The following is a 16,845-nucleotide window of genomic DNA, read 5'->3' on the forward strand; positions in this document are numbered from 1 at the left end:
TGAAATTCTCCAAGGAGAGATACCGCTTATGCAGGCTGGTGGCAAGGTTCGGTGTGATCAGGCCGCTTGGTCAACGCGCCCTGAAGGCAGCTTGGGCAGCAGTACCATGGCGGCGAGAAGCAGGCACCCCTGAATCAGGAATCCAATATGGAAGAGGCCGGCGTCGCCCATGTGCCCAAGAAAGGTGGGGATCAGTCCCACGCCGAAGGTTGCATTGACCGGGCCCATGAGAGCAATGGCTACGCTGCGGTGCTCGGGCGGGAACACGTTGGAAAGAATAGTGAATCCGGGTGCAAACAGGATGACGGAAAAAACGGGCTGCAACACGACCAGCCAGGCCAGCATGGGGCCGGAGGTCAGGCCGAGCAGGATCAGGGCCGCTCCGTTGGAGACGAGATAGATGAAAATGGCGGGTTTTGCTCCCCACTTATCGGTAACCCAACCGGCAGCGAACGGGACAAAGCAGGCCATGACCCGGGATGCGGCCAGAAGCTGGTTGGCCTCTTCACGGGTGTAGCCGTGTGCATCAACCAGATAGAGGGGCATCATGGAGTAGGGGCCGATGGACGCGCCCACGGCCATGGCGAAGAGGGCGACGATCATCCAGAAAACGGGTTTGTGAACAATCTGCCGCACCATGAGCGGGCCGGGGACCATGCCGGGGAATTCTCCGCCCTTGCCAGCCTTGATGAACCAGATACCGAGGCAGATCTGGACTGCTCCCAGCAGATAGAGGGCCATGCGCCAGTCGAACAGAAAGAGCACGGCCTCGGCCAGGAGCGGAGCCATGACATAGGCGGAGTTGGGAGCCATTTCGTGCATTGCCATGGCCTTGCCCCAGTCCTCCTTGCGGACCAGTGACGTGATCGCCGCGATGCCGGACGGCAGGTAGAGCCCGACGGCCACTCCCAGCGCAAACAGGGCGAGAAGCAGTGTGGTGTATGTATGGGCCATGGGTGTGAGCAATGCGCAGATGCCCACCATGATGGCGGAGACGCCGACGGTGGCGCGGTGGTTCAGTTCGCGGGAGATAAAGCCACTGGCCAGCAGCCCCGTGCCATTGCCAATGGCCAGAGCGAGAAAGAGATGTCCGGCCCCGGCATGAGTGAACCCGAGATCGTTCTGAATGACAGGCATGAGCGGTGCAAATACTACTCGTGACAGGAAGTTGCAGAAGAAAATGGCTGTCACGAATGAGACGGCGGGCAGTGCAGACTTGAATGACTGGGGAATACGTGTTTTGTCGGGCATTTTTTCTCTCTCGGGAGGAAATAGGTCGTGCCAACGCCTCGAGCAAGTATAAATATGCCAACAATCCGATATTTCTAATATACACGACTTGACCCGTATTCTCGAAGCCGATACGTATTTAATTTACAAAGGCTGTACTCTTTTCCTTTTTGGTTAAAAGGAAATCTGCACGCTTCAGGCTTGTCAGGGCGGTTAACGAGCCTGATGTGAATATTTCGAATAGCGAGTTTATAAGGAGCTAACTTATGGATGTTGAACTGGCGAAGCCCTTCATCAAAGCAGCGATCGACGTGCTGTCCACTATGGCTTTTGTCAAGCCGTCGGTTGGCAGGCCTTATGTGAAAAAGAATAACGTTGCAGCAGGTGACGTCTCCGGTATGGTTGGCATCACCGGCGAAAAGAACGGCAGTGTCTCCCTGTCTTTCTCCAAGGGGTGTGCCGTTGCTATCGTCAAAAACATGCTCGGCGACGAGATCGAGGACATCATGCAGGATGTCAAAGATGCCGTTGGTGAGTTGACCAACATGATCTCCGGCCAGGCACGTGCCGGTCTTGCGGAAAAGGGACTTGTTTTCCAAGGGTCCACTCCCACCGTGGTCATGGGCGACAACCACACCATTTCTCACATGGCCAAGACCCCGATCATGGCGATTCCCTTCACGACACCCGACGGCGATTTCACTATCGAATTCTGTTTCGAATAAGCTCTATCCGCACGATAAATCGTGGAGACAACAATGCCGACACTAGATGATTTCAGAAGCAAGGAGTTCCTGGATCAGATTACGATCCTGAATGAGATCTCCGGTAGCAAAGATCCTGAGGCCTTAGCGGGGCTCGTGGACCTGCTCAAAAATCCCGTGGGCGATACTTCTATCGACTATATGGTGGTCAACGCCCTTAACGCGGTTCTTTCCAGCAATGAAGCCAAGGTCGTCGAGGGTCTGACCGACAGCCACGACGGCTTCCGCATTCTCTGCATCCGCGTTGCCGGTGAATACGCCTTCAAGAGCGCAGCTGCTCCGCTGGTGGATATCGCTGAATCCGAGACTGATCCGGACCGCCTCATGGAAGTTCTCACTTCTCTGGCCCGCATCGGCGATCCTTCGGCCATGACCGTGTTCCGTGCTCAGCTTGCCCATGAAGATCCCTTCATCAAGTCTTCCTGTATTGAAGCGTTGGGCAAGCTCGGCGACACCGAATCCATCTCCAGTTTCAAGGACCTCGTTATCGAGAGCGAAGCTCCCGGTCGTTACGAAGTCTGCGACATCACTACCTGGAAGGCCATTGAGGCGCTGGCGTCATTCGCCAATGACGACACCATCGCTTTCCTCGTGGAAAAGCTGCACCACAAGAACCCTACGGTGCGCCGTATCATCACTGATGCGCTCATCACCATCGGTTCTCCCTGTATCCCGCTCCTGTTCGAGGCATTCGAGACCGGAGACAAGGATAACAAGATTCTTTCCGCAAACGTGCTTGGCTTTGTCGGTGACCGCTCCGGTGCCGACGGGCTGGTTGCAGCCTTTGATAAAGGGCTGGCCGAGGACCCCAACGTCCGTTACGCCGTGTATGAGGCTCTGGGCCGCATCGGTACCATGAAGGGCATCATCTGCCTCGTGGATGGCCTGCATGAAGAAGACGAACTCATCCTCATGGCTGTCATCGGCGGCCTTGAGAAGCACGTCAATCCCGGCATGATCGCTTCCCTGACATCTCAGGTCGCCAAGGCCGATGATCAGGCTGAGCGTCTTGCCAAGGCAGTCATCGCTTCCCGTGCAACCCGCATCTTCGACGCTCTCTACGAGAGTGAAGGTGCCGGTGACATGCTCGTGGACGCGCTGTCCGGTTCCAAGGATCCGGAGATCGTCGAAGATTTCCGTTCCATTCTTACCGAGATCGGCGGCGACCGCGCTCAGGCCGACATTGCCCGCCTGCCGCAGCTCTCTGCCGGTACCCGCAAGGCGCTGGCAGCGGACGACTCCCGCTCCATGTGTGCCATGCACCGTGCCATCCTCACCGACCTCGGCTTCGAACCCTCCATCGGTGGCAATGGCGAAGAGGCCTACGACTTCGTGGAACGCGGCGAGGATTTCGACATCATCATCACCGACATGAACATGCCCGTCATGGACGGCATGGAGCTTGTCAGCAAGGTGCGTAATACTCCCGGGTACGAAGATATCCCGATCATCATGGTTACCACCGAGTCCGAAGCCTCCCAGCAGGATATGGCCGAAAAGGCTGGCGTGACCGCGTTTGTCACCAAGCCCTTCAAGCCCGATACCCTCAAGGCCAAGATTCAGGAACTGATCGGCTAGCCGAAATCAGATAGAAATAGTAACGCCCATCCCGACAATTGTCGGGATGGGCTTTTTTTTTGCCTCCGGCGGCCAAGGGGGAAGGGGAGAGAGGGGAACCCTTTGTAAAGGGCTTCCCCTCTCTCTCCTTCCCCCTTGGATCCCCCAACCCCTCACTCCCCTCCTAAACTTTTTGTATGCGCATTCGCGCGGGTGTACGTGAGTATAGAGTCGTTCACCTCAATGGAACGGGTAGGCGTATGCGTGGAGAAATAGGGAATTCGTTGCGAATGTTCCGAGCGAAGCGAGCGACAAAGAGTTTTGGAGATTCTCAAGAACCTTTTGCAAAAGGTTCTTGAGTCGTCGAAGACGCCCGCCGGCGAGGCTTCTCTTATTCTTCGCCGTCCAGACCGAGCTTCCTGAAATACTCGATGAGCATGCCTGTGATCTCATTGGAATAGAGCATCCAGACATGGCCCATGGGCGAACAAAGGCGCTCTTCCCAACCTTGGTTGGGCGGAATCAGCGTCTTGAGCGGGAATACGTAATCATCCGAATAATTGTAAATGGCGAGCTTGGGACACTTGGCAGGGACGACACTGTCAGCAATCTCCATGATCTCAGCGCCGGGAATGAGGCCACGCCCCATGGTGTTCATGGCGAAACGGGCGAGATCGGAACCTCCGTGCGGTGTGCCGAGTGCGACGAGGGCTGCGACGCGATCCCAATGACGAGGATCACCTGCGGCGGTGCGACATACGAGGCCTCCAAGACTGTGCCCCACGAGGGCGATCTTGCCGGTGGGGCTGTGGCGCAGAAGCTCATCCATGCGCTGGCGGAGTCCTTCCACAGCAGTGGGGAAGTCGCCGGAGAAACTGTTGTACTGATAGGTGTGCAGGTTGGAAAAGCCAGCCTTGCGGAATCGGCGAATCATGGTCCGCCACGCAGAGCCGTTGTGAAACAGGCCGTGGACGAAGAGGATGGGCGTTCCCCGACCAAGGGGCTCGTTCCCGGTGAAGAATCCAAGAGGGTATGACGGGAAAACCATACAATCGGCTAATATGGCGGTTCCCCAACTGCGAAGCAGGGGAAGTAGCAGACCTTTCTGGCGACGCCGGGTTTCGGACAGCGTACCTGCCACGAGGTTGGATATCAGATAGGCAGCGTATCGGAGCAGCGGCCAGACGACCGCAAAAATGATCAGTGCAATGAAAAGAGTGTGCATAATGGCGACAGGGTACGCTCAATCGTGCGTACGTCAACCATGTACAAGTGACGTTTGAGAAAGGGCTAGTCGGAGCGGGATCTGGTTTGGAAGAGAGCCAGTTCGAACAGGGGAATGGAGAAGGGCTTGGGGATGAAATAATTCATGCCTGCGTCCTTGCATTGCTCTCCTGCTATCTGGGCCTGATTGGCGCTGACTCCGATGATAGGGACCATTGCGTAATTGGACTGGCCGCTCCTGATGGTGCGCGTTGCTTCCAGGCCGCCCATCTCCGGCATCTCAATATCCATGAGCACGATGTCGAAGAACTGGTCGTTGAGGGCGTTGATCGCTTCTTTGCCATTGCGCGCGTGAACGGTCTGATGTCCTTGTCGTTCCAATTCTCGACACATGTGTAGAGCGATGACCCTGTCGTCGTCTGCAACGAGAATTCGCAATAGTGGCTGATGAGGCAAATCGCTCTCCTGTTTATGGTACTATATATAAATACGCTGGCGCAGGTGGTTTGGTCACAAAAAACATAATTCTTTATGTTTGTGCGTGACCGTAATGGAATGTGCAGACCTTGCCCCAGATCGGCTGGCCGGGTATGGTCCGGCACTTGAAACCAAAGGAAATGACCATGTCCAAAACCACTCTCTGTCTCGATATCGGCAGCGGCACTCAGGATGTCCTGCTCTATTCTCCTGATCGCGAAATCGAAAACTGCCCCAAGTTCGTGCTGCCTTCCCCAGCTTTGCAGATAGGTCGGCGTATTACGGCCCTGCGTGAACAGGGACGGAATATCTATCTCCACGGCAGCAATATGGGCGGCGGTGTCACCCGGTTCATCAGGGCACATCAGAAAGCCGGGCTCAAGGTGGCATCGAGCGAGGGCGCTGCCTACACCATGGCGGATGACTTAACGCGGGTCACGGCCATGGATATCGAGCTGACCGAGAACTGTCCGGACGGTTTCGAACCGGTGCGGCTGAAGGATTTCGACGAACCGTGGTGGCGCAGGTTCCTTGAGGCAGCGGAGCTGGAATGGCCGGACGCCATCGCCGCATGTGCACAGGATCATGGTTTTCACCCCGGGGAATCCAATCGCATGGGGCGGTTCAAGCTGTGGCGCTCATTCCTTGACGAGGGGGAAGGGCGTCCGGAAGCGCTGGTGTATGATATGCCGCCGGACATGCTGACGCGTCTTGCGGACGTGCAGCGAGACATGGGCGGCGGCCCGGTGTCTGATACGGGCTCGGCTGCGGTGCTCGGCGCATTGTTTGTGGATGAGATCGAACAGGAATCCCATAAGCGCGGCATCACACTGGTGAATATCGGTAACTCTCACCTGATCGCATTTCTGTTGTTCAAGGGACGTATCTATGGCGTGTACGAACAGCACACCGGGTGCGTGGACGGTAAAAAGCTGTGGGCGGATCTGGAGCAGTTCCGGTGCGGCTGCCTGACCTTCGAGCAGGTATTTGAAGAGAAGGGCCATGGTTGTTTGTGCATGGGCTTGCCGGAAGATGCTGGCGGTTTCGCGCCCACCTATGTGCTTGGTCCCAGGCGTGGCATGCTGGATGGTTTTGATGTGGATTTTCCGGCGCCGGGCGGTGACATGATGCTGGCCGGATGCTTCGGCCTCATCAAAGGGTTAGCCATGCGTTAAATGTCGTAAAAGGATGTAAACCGATCTTGGTTTGCCTCGTTGTTTCTCCTATTGGGGGATACAACCAAAGGAAAACCAATGATCAATAATTTCTTTACGACTTCATTCATTTGTTTGTTCGCCGCCTTCTGGCTTGGTGTTTTAGGTCTCCTTCTTGGAGGCATTTGGGCACAGTCCAGGAGGAAGCGATGAACAAGCATTCCATTTCGTCCATATTCATTTGTCTGGTCGCCTTGTGTTGTTCCACACAGGCCTGACCCCGCGTCCATTGTGTAAACGCTGACGTGCTTTAGCCCGTCAGCGTTTATCGTTATTCGGACGAGGTCCTGTTGCATGCATGTTATAAAACGTTGATAAACGGCTTCCCACCCTAGGCATCAAAATCGTGTCGTGCTAGACTCGATAATGACCCGACATGTTCGGGCCAAATGCCATTTGAAAAGGAGAAGCCGACATGCATCGTCAATATTATCTATTATTCTATTCCATTCTTACTGTTCTTCTAACGGCCTCCCTGGCCTTTGCCGGCTGGGGAGATACCCTGAAAAAGGCGGGGGCCGAGTTGGCGGATGATGGGGCCACGGCTGCCGGGTTACCCTATACTCCGTCCGAGGCTGTCTCCGGCATCAAGGAAGTCCTTGAGTTGGGTACGGACTATGGCGTTTCTTCACTCGGCGTGCCGGGCGGCTTCTCTGCCAATTCGGCTACCTCCCTGTCTCTGCCGTCCTCCCTCACTTCTTTGGGAGACACCGCCGGGCTCCTCTCTTCCCTGAATACTGCCGCAGAAGGGGCCATCCCTGGTACGGGCAATGTGTTTCTCGACGTTATCAAGGATCTTGCCGTGGGCGATTACGCCACTCTGCTCAATGGCGGCGAAGATGCCATTACCCGTTTTTTTGAATCCTCCAGCCGCACGACCCTGAAGAAGCTGGTTCGCCCCGTGGTGGACAAGAGCGTGGAGGCCTCTGGAGTGGCCGACTATCTTGCGCCCCTCATGGCGGTTCAGCAGACGTCAGGCGTGACTGGAACTGCATTCGATCCTGTTGACTTTGTTACCGATAAGACACTGGACGGAATGTTCCTGTATATGGGATTGAAGGAGCGCGAAATACGCACTTCCAACGGTGCGGGAACCACTGAACTGCTGCAGAAGCTTTTCTAAGGAGTATCATATGAACAAGCCTCTCAAGATAGGACTCATTGTGGCCGGGGCGCTTGTGGCCTTTTTCGTGGCCGCTGCCATTCTGCTAGTCACCATGGTCGACCCCAATGAATACAAGGGTGAAATCGCCAAGGCCGTGAAGGAAAGCACGGGCCGCGAGCTGGTGTTCGAAGGCGATATTTCCTTCAACTTTTTCCCGTGGCTTGGCCTCAAGGTCGGCCCGGTTGCCCTTGGCAATGCGCCCGGCTTCCAGCCCAAGGAAATGGTGCGTATTAATAAGGCCGAGGCCAACATTCAGATTATGCCGCTGCTCACTGGCAACGTCGCCATCGGCGTGGTGGTGCTGGATGGATTCACTCTCAATCTCGCTGTGAACAAGCAGGGCGTTTCCAACTGGGACGACCTGACCAAGGGAGACGAAGCCAAGAAGGATGCGGCCAAGGCCGAGGATCATGGCGGCAAGTCGGGCGGTTCCAAGCTCGAATCCCTCGCCGTGGAAGGCGTTGAGATTACCAATGCCAACGTGATCTACGATGACCGTAAGGCTGGCTCCAAGTCCTCCCTGACCAACCTGAATCTGATCGTGGGCGAGGTGGGCGACAAGCTGCCCACGCCGTTTGAACTGTACTTTGACCTGAAGCTCGACAACCCCAAGGTGGAGACCCGTCCCAAGCTGACCGGCGTGGCTACCTTTGATCAGGGGGCGGGAACCTTCCGCATTACCGAGCTGACCCTCGCCGCACTGAATATGACCGTGACCGGTGACTTTTTTGCCAAGTCCAAGGACGGAGCGCTCAATTACTCAGGCGAGCTCAATCTGGCCGAAATGTCCATCAAGGAACTCATGAAGCAGCTCTCCATGGAGCCGCTCGTGACCACCGATCCCGGCGCACTTACCCGCACCAGCGCGGTCATCAAGATCAACGGCACAGACAACGCGGTTGCGTTGGAGAATCTGACCGTGAAGCTGGACGACACCACGCTCTCCGGCACTGGTTCTGTCATGAACTTTGCCAAGCCTGCCATTGTGGTGAACCTGAACGTGGATGACATCGACGCGGACCGTTACATGCCTCCTGCACAGGAAGGCGAGAAGGCCGAAGCCAAGCCAGCCGCAACACAGGAGTCCGCTTCCGCCGAAGAGCCGGACCTGAGCGCGCTCAAGGATTTGAACCTCAAGGCCAAGCTTACCGTGGGCAAGGTCAAGGCCATGAACCTGCGTGTGAGCGATATCCTCTGTGATCTGGTCGCAAAGAATGGCGTGGTCACCATCAAGCCGTTCTCGGCCAAGCTCTATGATGGCTCCCTTACGGCGCACTCCACCCTGAATGCCAACGGCAAGCTTGCCACCTGGACGGAGACTGCCGACCTCAAGGGGGTGCAGGCCGGGCCGCTGCTCAAGGATCTCACTGGCAAGGATCACCTGCTCGGCACTACCGTTGCCAAGTACGATCTGACCGGCTCGGGACTGACTCCTGACAACATCAAGAAGTCCATCTCGGGTACTGCCTCGTTTGCCTTCACCGATGGTGCCATTAACGGCATAAACGTTGCCAAGATGCTGCGCGACGCCTTCAACACCATTAAGGGTAAGAAGTCCACCAGCAATGAGCCTGAGCGTACCGACTTTGCCGAACTCCTCGGCAGCGCCGTGCTCAAGAATGGGCACATCACCAATGACGATCTGCTCATGAAGTCTCCGCTTCTGCGCCTCACTGGTAAGGGCTGGGCCAACCTGCCCAAGAACAACTTGGATTATCTTGCCACTGTGACCGTTGTCGGCACCTTGAAGGGGCAGGACGGAGCATCCATCGAAGAACTTTCCGGCCTGCCGCTGCCCATCAAGATCAGCGGTGCGTTGGATAGCCCGAGCTTCAAGCTGGATGCCAAGGCCATGGCCGAGGCCCTGCTTAAGGGAACCTTCAAGCAGGGAACCAAGGGTGTGGAGGAGAACCTCAAGAAGAAGATCTTCGGCGGTTCCAAGTCCGGTTCTGAAACGGAAACCGAAAAGAAGCCCGGTGGCGTCTTGAAGGGCCTGTTCTAGGGGCTGAACCAATAAAAAACTGTCCGCCCATTCCGGCAATTGCCGGGGTGGGCGGACTTTTTGTTGGCGGGAGCTTTTTTTCGCTTAAACCCCTTGAAACTGTGCGGGAATTGGGGGAGTATGCCAGTAATTTCTAGAACGGGTTGTAAAGGAGTAGATAATGGCTAAAGATTTTAGAGAATTACTCGTCGAAGCTTCCCGGCACGACGTGTTTGGACGGTTTTATAAAGAATTGCAGGTCGGCCTCAAGGTTGTGGTCTCCTTTCAGGCCAGCGCCAACCACTGTTGTGAGCCTGCCGAGACCCTGGATGATCCCTATGCCTACACCAAATGGGAGGTCATCCTCCGTCAGGCTGACAAGAATATTACCATCCCCAAAGTCGGTGCCTGGGATTTTCTCAAGCACAATGTTTGGGCACAGAAGTTCGACCAGCCCGAATTTCAGACCTGTGTCATCGGTGAATTCCTGACCGTATGGGAAGCACAGCGTTGCTACGAAGATGTCATCGAATACGCAATGATCAAGAAACATATCGAGTCTGAAGACGATATCCGTGTCGTCGAACCCGACGAAAATTTGAAAAAGACCTCTGGCTGTGGAGGCTGCGGCGGCAAGAAAAAGGCCGTGGCGGAAAAAGTCGGTTAAGTGATCTTAGAGTAATGTAGTAAAGGCCCATCCCCATTCGGGGTGGGCCTTTTATTGTTACCTGCCGTATCGCGCCGTAATAGAGGCCGAGCCGAGAGTGTGTGAGTTCAGGAAATAGCCCACCATTGCTGCAGAGCTGTCTTTCGTGAGGTCCAGCTTCTCCACATCAAGGGCGTGGATGGTGAAGATGTAGTGGTGGTCTCCATGGTCTTGGGGCGGGCAGGCGCCGCCATAGCCAGCAGAGCCAAAGTCGGTTCTGCTCTGAACTGCTCCACGGGGAAGGTCGGCGGCTTCCGTTCCTGCGCCTTCAGGAAGAGCGGATACTGATGCCGGGATGTTGAAGACCACCCAATGCCACCATCCGCTTCCGGTGGGGGCGTCAGGGTCGTACATGGTCAGGGCAAAGCTCTTTGTCCCCGCGGGAGCATCGGCCCATTGCAGAGCTGGTGAGAGGTTGCCACCTGAACATCCGAACCCGTTCAAGACGTGTGCTTCCGGGAGAGAGTGGTCGTTGGTTATCGTCGGGCTGGTCAGGGTGAATTGGCCAGCGATGGCTTTGCCACCCCCTGTGGTCACCGTGATGATGGCGAGTGCCATAAAAACAAAATAGATTGATTTGCGCATTGATGCCTCCTTTGTGTTGTTGGAGACGTTCTAGCAATGCGATGTGCGGCCCGCTGTCACGATTCGGCCAACTGTTGTCCCAAAACGGCATTGTATTGCAAAACTTCGCTTGGATTGACTCCGAAGCGTTCCCGAAAGAGGCCGGCAAAGCGGGACGCAGAATTGTATCCGCAGAGATATGCGGTTTCGCCCACTGACGTGCCACCAGTCTGGAGCATTGCAAGGCCGGCGTTTAACCGTACTTCCTGCAAAATATGGCGGAGGTTTGTTCCTTCCTTTTGCAACTGGCGGCGGAGTGTCCTCTCGCTGGTTCCCAGCTTGGCGGCCAGAAGGTCTGCGGTCCATCCCTTGCCCGGCTCCATGCCGATGAGTCCACTGCATCGCGAACCCCATGTTGAGGCGGCATTCCAGAGGAGCGGCAGGCAGTCGGTTTGCTGGGCAACGAGTAGGAGCATCTCTTCCCTGCAGAGGGAAATCAGCCTTTCATTGTCAGGCGCGGATTGTACCATGGTCAGTAGATGGTCCAAGCCTGTCGTTATGAGCGGAGAACCCATGGTTTTCAGGTCGTTAAGGCCGGGAGTAACATCCAGGGACGGAGCGTGAGCGAGGGCTCGGGCCAGCACGGTTTCATCGAAGGTGAGGCATAGCGCCACGTACGAACCGGTCTTTCCGTCCGGAGTGTTTTCGATGAGTGCTTCCATCCGGGCTGGATAAAGAAGAATTTCCCCTGCGCTGACTTCGATCCGGTCAGTTTCCCTGATAACCTGCTTCTTCCCCGAGAGGACGAAAACCAGTGCTGATTGCGGCAGGGATACCGAATGGAGCCGATGCGCCGTAGTGCTCGAAACCATTCCGAGAAAAGGAATGTGCGTGAGTGGCGAAGCGCCTTGCGAGGGCAACATGCCATGCAGCAATCTGAGGGTCGTCGCAGTGGTCATATCTGGCAGATACCCTGCTCAAGTCGGCTAATCAAGCTGACATTAGCCAAACAGTGCCGTCAGGACGATGACATACCCCAAGGAGGGGAGCAGGTTGGCAAGGCGGACTTCCGTGAGTTCCAGCAGGTTGATACCGATGCCGATGATGAGCAATCCGCCACAGCCGGTGACCTGTGCGATCATGAGCTCAGAGAAGTACTGCTGAAAGAAGCTCGCGCCGATGGTCATGAATCCTTGATAGAGCAATACGGGAATAAACGAGAAGAGTACGCCCGATCCATAGGTTGCGGCAAACGCAATGGATGCAAAGCCGTCAAGAATGGACTTGGTATAGAGAATGGTGGCGTCACCGTTGATGCCCTCTTCCAGCGAGCCAATAATGGCCATGGCTCCGATGCAGAAGATCAGGGAAGTCGTTACCAATCCATTGGTGAACTGTTCGTTCTTGGATCCGATTTTTTTCTTCACCCAGTTGCCCAGGCGCTCAAGGATGGTGTCCATGCGGATCAACTCACCCGTAATGCCACCCAGCAAAACCGAAAAGATCACAATGAGGATGTTTTCCACCTTAAGCGCCATCTGAATGCCGATCAGCAACACACATAGCCCCAACCCCTGAAACACGATGGAGCGAATACGCTCTGGAAAACGGGATTGCAGCCAGCAGCCGATGGCCGAACCTGCAATGATAGCCAGCGCATTTACAATGGAACCAGTGGGAAGCATGAGGCACCTCAAGTGTGAATAGATTTCAATATGAGAAAAAAAGTAGCTACCACCATGCACTAACCATGACAAGAGCATTGACAGCGCCTACCGAACTACCCTATGTAAACCTTCTCCCGTGCCAGGGTGGCGGAATTGGTAGACGCAGCGGACTCAAAATCCGCCGGTAGTGATACTGTAAGGGTTCGAGTCCCTTCCCTGGTACCAGAATGAAATCAGGGCTTTAGAGGTGTTTTTTTGAAATCCTCCGAAGCTCTGTTCGTTTTTGGGGATGCGGAAAACCACCAAATTACCACCAAATTTGAGAAAGTGGCTTTGCGTGTCATATAGCTTGCTGGGATCTGCAGGTCGTTGCCTCTGCTGAAATGAGTGTGGGGAAAATGCCCAGAAAAAAGAATAATTATATTAAGACAGCTAGCTCCAAATCACAGCAGAAACAAGTTCGCAAGGCTTGGGAACATGAGCATTGGCGTTATGAATACACGCGCCGAAAGTTTTACCTCGACCTACTACCTAAACTAGCTGGCAAGAAGAGTTCGGAATCTTCTCTAGGAGTTGATGGAGCCCCTGAGCAATTAAAGCTAGCACAGAATTTTGTTGCTCAGCGATGTCGGAACATATTCACAAAATCTAACTGTCAACCTCTCCCAGATGGCATCTGCTCATTCTCTTGGGATCATTACGATTTTTATCACTGGGTGTTGTCTGCCCTTGTTTCTCTCTACTGCAGGATCAAAAATGAGGGAGACCCCTCCTATGCTTTGGAAGGTCCACCTAAGCTAGATCTAATGATGGAATATAGCGCTTTCACCGACCCAGGTTATGCACGTATCGTTGATGAATACCGCTTTCATAACCCATACTTCATAGAAGAAACTGCCAGGAGAATTCTTGAACGGGTATGGGGGGACGAAGACCTTGATTGGCTTTATGAGACAAGTTTGCAGTATGGATTCTTCCCATGGCAAATGATTGAACTGGAAGAGATTGGACACAGTCTAGCAGCATACAATGAAAATGGATTTCCCTTGGCTTTTCACGAACAGTTTATTCGGGAGGATGATGCGCTTTTCAAATATGGCATAGAAACGCATTTTGTTAGTGAAGATGGCACCGAGTTTTACGTCGAAGAGGTTAGTGCAACGACTTTATATTGTTATGTTAACTGCTTCGTGGAGTGTGCGTCGCCGAAGAAGCTAGCTGGCAAAGTCGAGAAGGCCATTTATGCATTCAAAAAGAGAAGAAGTGGAAATTCATTTGGAATCAGAGATGGTTCTGTTGTCCAAGTATGCATTGATATGAAACAGTTCAAGACGAGCAATATGAAGAAGGCGCTTGAGCTTTTAGAGGTGCTCTTTATTAAATATAAGAATTGGCTGCTTCCGCTCGACCACCAGTATCATCCAGATAATTATAAGTCATTGAATACACTAATTGTACCCAGCGAACAGACGCCCTTTATTTCGCGATGTGTTGGCTTGTGGGTCTGGGACCAGGTTCATATACACGGGGAGTCCCCGAAGCAAGCCGCAGACAAAGTCAGTTGGGTTGGTTATTTGAAGGCTAGTGAGATTGAGCAGTCAGAGTTAATGAAAAAGTATAAGCACGCACAGTTTTGTGTTGATGAAATGCAAGCATGCACTCGGCGATGGTCTTCGTAACGCCTCAAAATAATTTAGTATCGATTTGATAAAGCGCGTCTTCCAGAGCCCGTCTTTGTATGAAATTCTCCTGGAAAATAACTTCAGGAGGACGCACATGACGTCACACGAATCAGCACCTATTGCACAGGTCGCACATCAACTGGAAAAGGAATACCCCCCGCTCATATCTAGAAGCCTTGGCTCAAAGGCTACGGGCTACACTATCGCGGAACGCACATTTGCGAATCTGGACAGCCAGGGTAAAGGGCCAGCAGAACGACTGCGCATTGGTAGGCGTATATGCTACACTCGGTCCAGCTTCATCTCGTGGATTTTAGATAGGTTGGAGGTTGATCATGTTTAACCTCGCTTCCCTGACAGGGGGGAACTTCGTATCGAATCTAGATCATTACCCTCGGCAACTGACGACTTCCTCACTGCCCCCGGAATTATCCGTGTTCAACGGTAACGGCCAGTCTGTTCAAGATAAAGTAAGACTGTTTGAGCATATCCGAGAAGAAGTCTCCAGACGGATTCCATCCATTGTGGCTTCCCTCCTTCCTGGCGGGTGGCGAACCGGATCTGTTTATACGAACGGCTATTTTAAGTATGTATTGGTGGCTTTTGAAAGCAAAATGAAAGTCCCGATACGCTACGATGACCAAACCCTAGCAGGGTATGGGAATAGAGATGTAATCTATCTTGAACATCACTGGTGGAATGAAAAGACCGGAGCGTCAGGTGTTGGGGTATTTTCTTTGGCGTGTCATATTCATCAAGTTGATCGTATCGAGGCCTTCCGCTGGATTTTGAATGGAATTGATATTGAGATTGAATCTTGTGTAGTTCAACAAGCAAGTTTGCCGGAAAACGTCTGTTATGTCAGCACGCCGATTCCGTATGGCTCGATTCTCCTTCCAGATCATCCTTATCTTGGAATTCCGTTTAACGAATATTGCTTCGTCACAGAAAACGGTGCCCCTTCGTTTTTCGCCAGAGAGTGGATTATTGATGGCGAAAAGGTGTTGCTCTTCTTAACTCCTTGTTTGGTCAATGGAAGCGGCATGTTGGAATGGAAATATGCTCTTCCTCCCGTTGAGAATATGCTGTTCAACAAAGGTCGGCTCTTCAATGAGGCCAGCTTGCCGGTTGATATATACGATGATCTTGGTTTGGCAGCGAGAAATGCATCGCTGCCATATGCGGTTGCAACGTGGGCTGGCGAGAAATCCTTTTCTGCGGCCATGGATTGGTCGCCTCTGGCTGGTCGAGTCGTCAACTATATTTTTGACCCAAATGATAAGGCTGCTGTGGAGATTGGAGCTGAATTGCGGGGCGTTTTCCAAGGTATGGGAGTAGATTTAAAGTTGGTGTATCGCGATGAGTTGCCTGAGTTCGAATAAATGTAAATCATGGGACGAGTTCCGAGAAGACGCCAGAAAATTCCATGGGTTGGAATTCTCGCCCAGAGAGGGCGATGCGGTTCCCAAAGCTGCGACAGTTGGCACTCTTTTGGGTATGAAGTTCCCAGAGGCTTCTTTCCAACTTGAAAATCTGTTTTGTGGTGGTGAGCTTGTTCTTCTTGCTGGTTTAAGGAAAACCAGCAAGTCGTATATACTTGCCGACCTCCTCGCGGCTGCAGCCGGAGGTAAGGCGTTTTGTGACCGCATACATGCAAGACGGCCAATGAAGGTGCTTCTTGTTGATGCCGAACTGTCTAGTCAAGATCTTCAAAAACGCTTCAGGCAACTCGGTCAGCTTTATGGGGATACGAAATGGACAGCAAACTTTGGTGTGTTGGCTATCAAAGATCATGGGAAAAAGATCAACCTGCTCGAAGAGGCTGATCGTCAATGGGTTGAGGCGTACATACAAGGTGAACAGATAGTTGCATTTGACAATTACGGGAAATTGATCCCTTCAGGCAAAGGCAGCTGTCCTGTCGCATGGCGTGTGGTTGAGGGGTGGTTTGAAAGACTTAGGTCCCAGGGAATAACTGTTATTCTTGTTCAGCATGAGAATAAAGCTGGGCAGCTTCGTGGGACACTCAAAATGGAGGACGATGCAGAGCTTTTCATTTCTCTTAAGCGCCCACAGGACTGGCAGCCTGCAATGGGGAATAAAGTTGAAATGCATTTCCCGGCTGCCAGGCATTTACACGGAAAACAATTGCAGCCCCTCCTCGTTGAGTATGCCGAAGATGAGAATGGTTTCTATAGAAGCGTGTTGTGTATCGGCGGAACTGATGAAGAAGTTCCTGCAGTCCATGAAGACGTGGTTCAAGACGCAGAGATCGAAGAGTACAATCTGAGTCCACTTCAGGTGGAAATGCTCACAAAGGTGAGATTAGAGGGTGAGGCTAGGGCTGGTGACTTCAAAGGCGACTCTAGGGGGCGTAAGTCCAGCAACATCAGCAGAGTGCTCGGAGAATTGTGCGACGCAAGATTGTTGAAACCCATGGGCGATTCAAAGAAGGGCAGGTATTATGTCCCCTGGTAAAAATGGTCACTTTCAACACCAACAAAGGGCGGGAAAGCTGTTTGCCTTCCCGTCCTTTTATTAGCCAATAGATTAGCCACTTAAAGCCGTTGTTTTGGCATTTAAGTTCAGTGTTATAGCCAATATTAGTTCTGGC

Annotated in this window: 15 protein-coding genes and 1 tRNA gene; 10 read left to right on the forward strand and 6 right to left on the reverse strand. The window is 53.3% G+C overall.

Annotated features, from left to right (window positions below):
• Positions 1-57: 57 nt before the first annotated feature.
• Positions 58-1,251 carry an MFS transporter gene (locus HFN16_RS08905; RefSeq protein ID WP_168890418.1) on the reverse strand — a complete coding sequence of 398 codons (1,194 nt, stop codon included), beginning with the start codon at positions 1,249-1,251 and terminating at the stop codon, positions 58-60.
• A 245-nt stretch (positions 1,252-1,496) separates the two neighbouring features.
• Between HFN16_RS08905 and HFN16_RS08910 the strand changes: the two genes are divergently transcribed.
• Together HFN16_RS08910 and HFN16_RS08915 are read left to right on the forward strand one after the other, a co-directional pair.
• The gene (locus tag HFN16_RS08910) at positions 1,497-1,955 is read left to right on the forward strand and encodes a chemotaxis protein CheX (RefSeq protein WP_168890419.1); all 459 of its coding nucleotides are present in this window, start codon (positions 1,497-1,499) and stop codon (positions 1,953-1,955) included.
• Between the two features lie 33 nt (positions 1,956-1,988).
• Entirely contained in the window at positions 1,989-3,572 is a 1,584-nt protein-coding gene (locus HFN16_RS08915) for a HEAT repeat domain-containing protein (RefSeq protein WP_168890420.1), read from the forward strand.
• A gap of 370 nt (positions 3,573-3,942) precedes the next feature.
• On the opposite strand, the gene HFN16_RS08920 is transcribed toward HFN16_RS08915, so the two are convergent.
• Complete coding sequence (locus HFN16_RS08920) at positions 3,943-4,776, reverse strand: alpha/beta fold hydrolase (protein ID WP_168890421.1); 834 nt, start codon at positions 4,774-4,776, stop codon at positions 3,943-3,945.
• Between the two features lie 65 nt (positions 4,777-4,841).
• Positions 4,842-5,231 carry a response regulator gene (locus HFN16_RS08925; RefSeq protein WP_168890422.1) on the reverse strand — a complete coding sequence of 130 codons (390 nt, stop codon included), beginning with the start codon at positions 5,229-5,231 and terminating at the stop codon, positions 4,842-4,844.
• 167 nt (positions 5,232-5,398) lie between these two features.
• Between HFN16_RS08925 and HFN16_RS08930 the strand changes: the two genes are divergently transcribed.
• The 4 genes from HFN16_RS08930 (at position 5,399) to HFN16_RS08945 (ending at position 10,279) form a co-directional block, all read left to right on the forward strand.
• Positions 5,399-6,427: a DUF1786 domain-containing protein gene (locus HFN16_RS08930; RefSeq protein WP_168890423.1), complete on the forward strand. Its 1,029-nt coding sequence runs from the start codon at positions 5,399-5,401 to the stop codon at positions 6,425-6,427.
• A gap of 454 nt (positions 6,428-6,881) precedes the next feature.
• Positions 6,882-7,589 carry a DUF4197 domain-containing protein gene (locus HFN16_RS08935; protein WP_168890424.1) on the forward strand — a complete coding sequence of 236 codons (708 nt, stop codon included), beginning with the start codon at positions 6,882-6,884 and terminating at the stop codon, positions 7,587-7,589.
• 10 nt (positions 7,590-7,599) lie between these two features.
• Positions 7,600-9,633, forward strand: coding sequence for an AsmA family protein (locus HFN16_RS08940; RefSeq protein WP_168890425.1), 2,034 nt, complete (start codon positions 7,600-7,602; stop codon positions 9,631-9,633).
• A gap of 160 nt (positions 9,634-9,793) precedes the next feature.
• A complete protein-coding gene (locus HFN16_RS08945) occupies positions 9,794-10,279 on the forward strand; it encodes a hypothetical protein (RefSeq protein ID WP_168890426.1) in 486 nt (161 codons plus the stop codon).
• 57 nt (positions 10,280-10,336) lie between these two features.
• Here HFN16_RS08945 and HFN16_RS08950 read toward each other — a convergent pair whose 3' ends face one another.
• The 3 genes from HFN16_RS08950 to HFN16_RS08960 are packed head-to-tail and all read right to left on the reverse strand — an operon-like array spanning position 10,337 to position 12,567.
• A complete protein-coding gene (locus tag HFN16_RS08950) occupies positions 10,337-10,903 on the reverse strand; it encodes a kinase inhibitor (protein WP_168890427.1) in 567 nt (188 codons plus the stop codon).
• Between the two features lie 56 nt (positions 10,904-10,959).
• Positions 10,960-11,841, reverse strand: coding sequence for an AraC family transcriptional regulator (locus HFN16_RS08955; protein ID WP_168890428.1), 882 nt, complete (start codon positions 11,839-11,841; stop codon positions 10,960-10,962).
• A 42-nt stretch (positions 11,842-11,883) separates the two neighbouring features.
• Complete coding sequence (locus HFN16_RS08960; RefSeq protein WP_168890429.1) at positions 11,884-12,567, reverse strand: DUF554 domain-containing protein; 684 nt, start codon at positions 12,565-12,567, stop codon at positions 11,884-11,886.
• 120 nt (positions 12,568-12,687) lie between these two features.
• Between HFN16_RS08960 and HFN16_RS08965 the strand changes: the two genes are divergently transcribed.
• The 4 genes from HFN16_RS08965 to HFN16_RS08980 all read left to right on the forward strand — a co-directional run bounded on the left by HFN16_RS08965 (position 12,688) and on the right by HFN16_RS08980 (position 16,709).
• A tRNA-Leu gene (locus tag HFN16_RS08965) sits at positions 12,688-12,774 on the forward strand.
• Between the two features lie 173 nt (positions 12,775-12,947).
• Complete coding sequence (locus HFN16_RS08970) at positions 12,948-14,228, forward strand: hypothetical protein (RefSeq protein WP_168890430.1); 1,281 nt, start codon at positions 12,948-12,950, stop codon at positions 14,226-14,228.
• Positions 14,229-14,566: 338 nt separating this feature from the next.
• Complete coding sequence (locus HFN16_RS08975; RefSeq protein WP_168890431.1) at positions 14,567-15,613, forward strand: hypothetical protein; 1,047 nt, start codon at positions 14,567-14,569, stop codon at positions 15,611-15,613.
• A 115-nt stretch (positions 15,614-15,728) separates the two neighbouring features.
• Entirely contained in the window at positions 15,729-16,709 is a 981-nt protein-coding gene (locus HFN16_RS08980; RefSeq protein WP_247648499.1) for an AAA family ATPase, read from the forward strand.
• Positions 16,710-16,845 lie beyond the last annotated feature (136 nt).

Source organism: Pseudodesulfovibrio sp. zrk46, from assembly GCF_012516435.1.
Taxonomy (GTDB): domain Bacteria; phylum Desulfobacterota; class Desulfovibrionia; order Desulfovibrionales; family Desulfovibrionaceae; genus Pseudodesulfovibrio.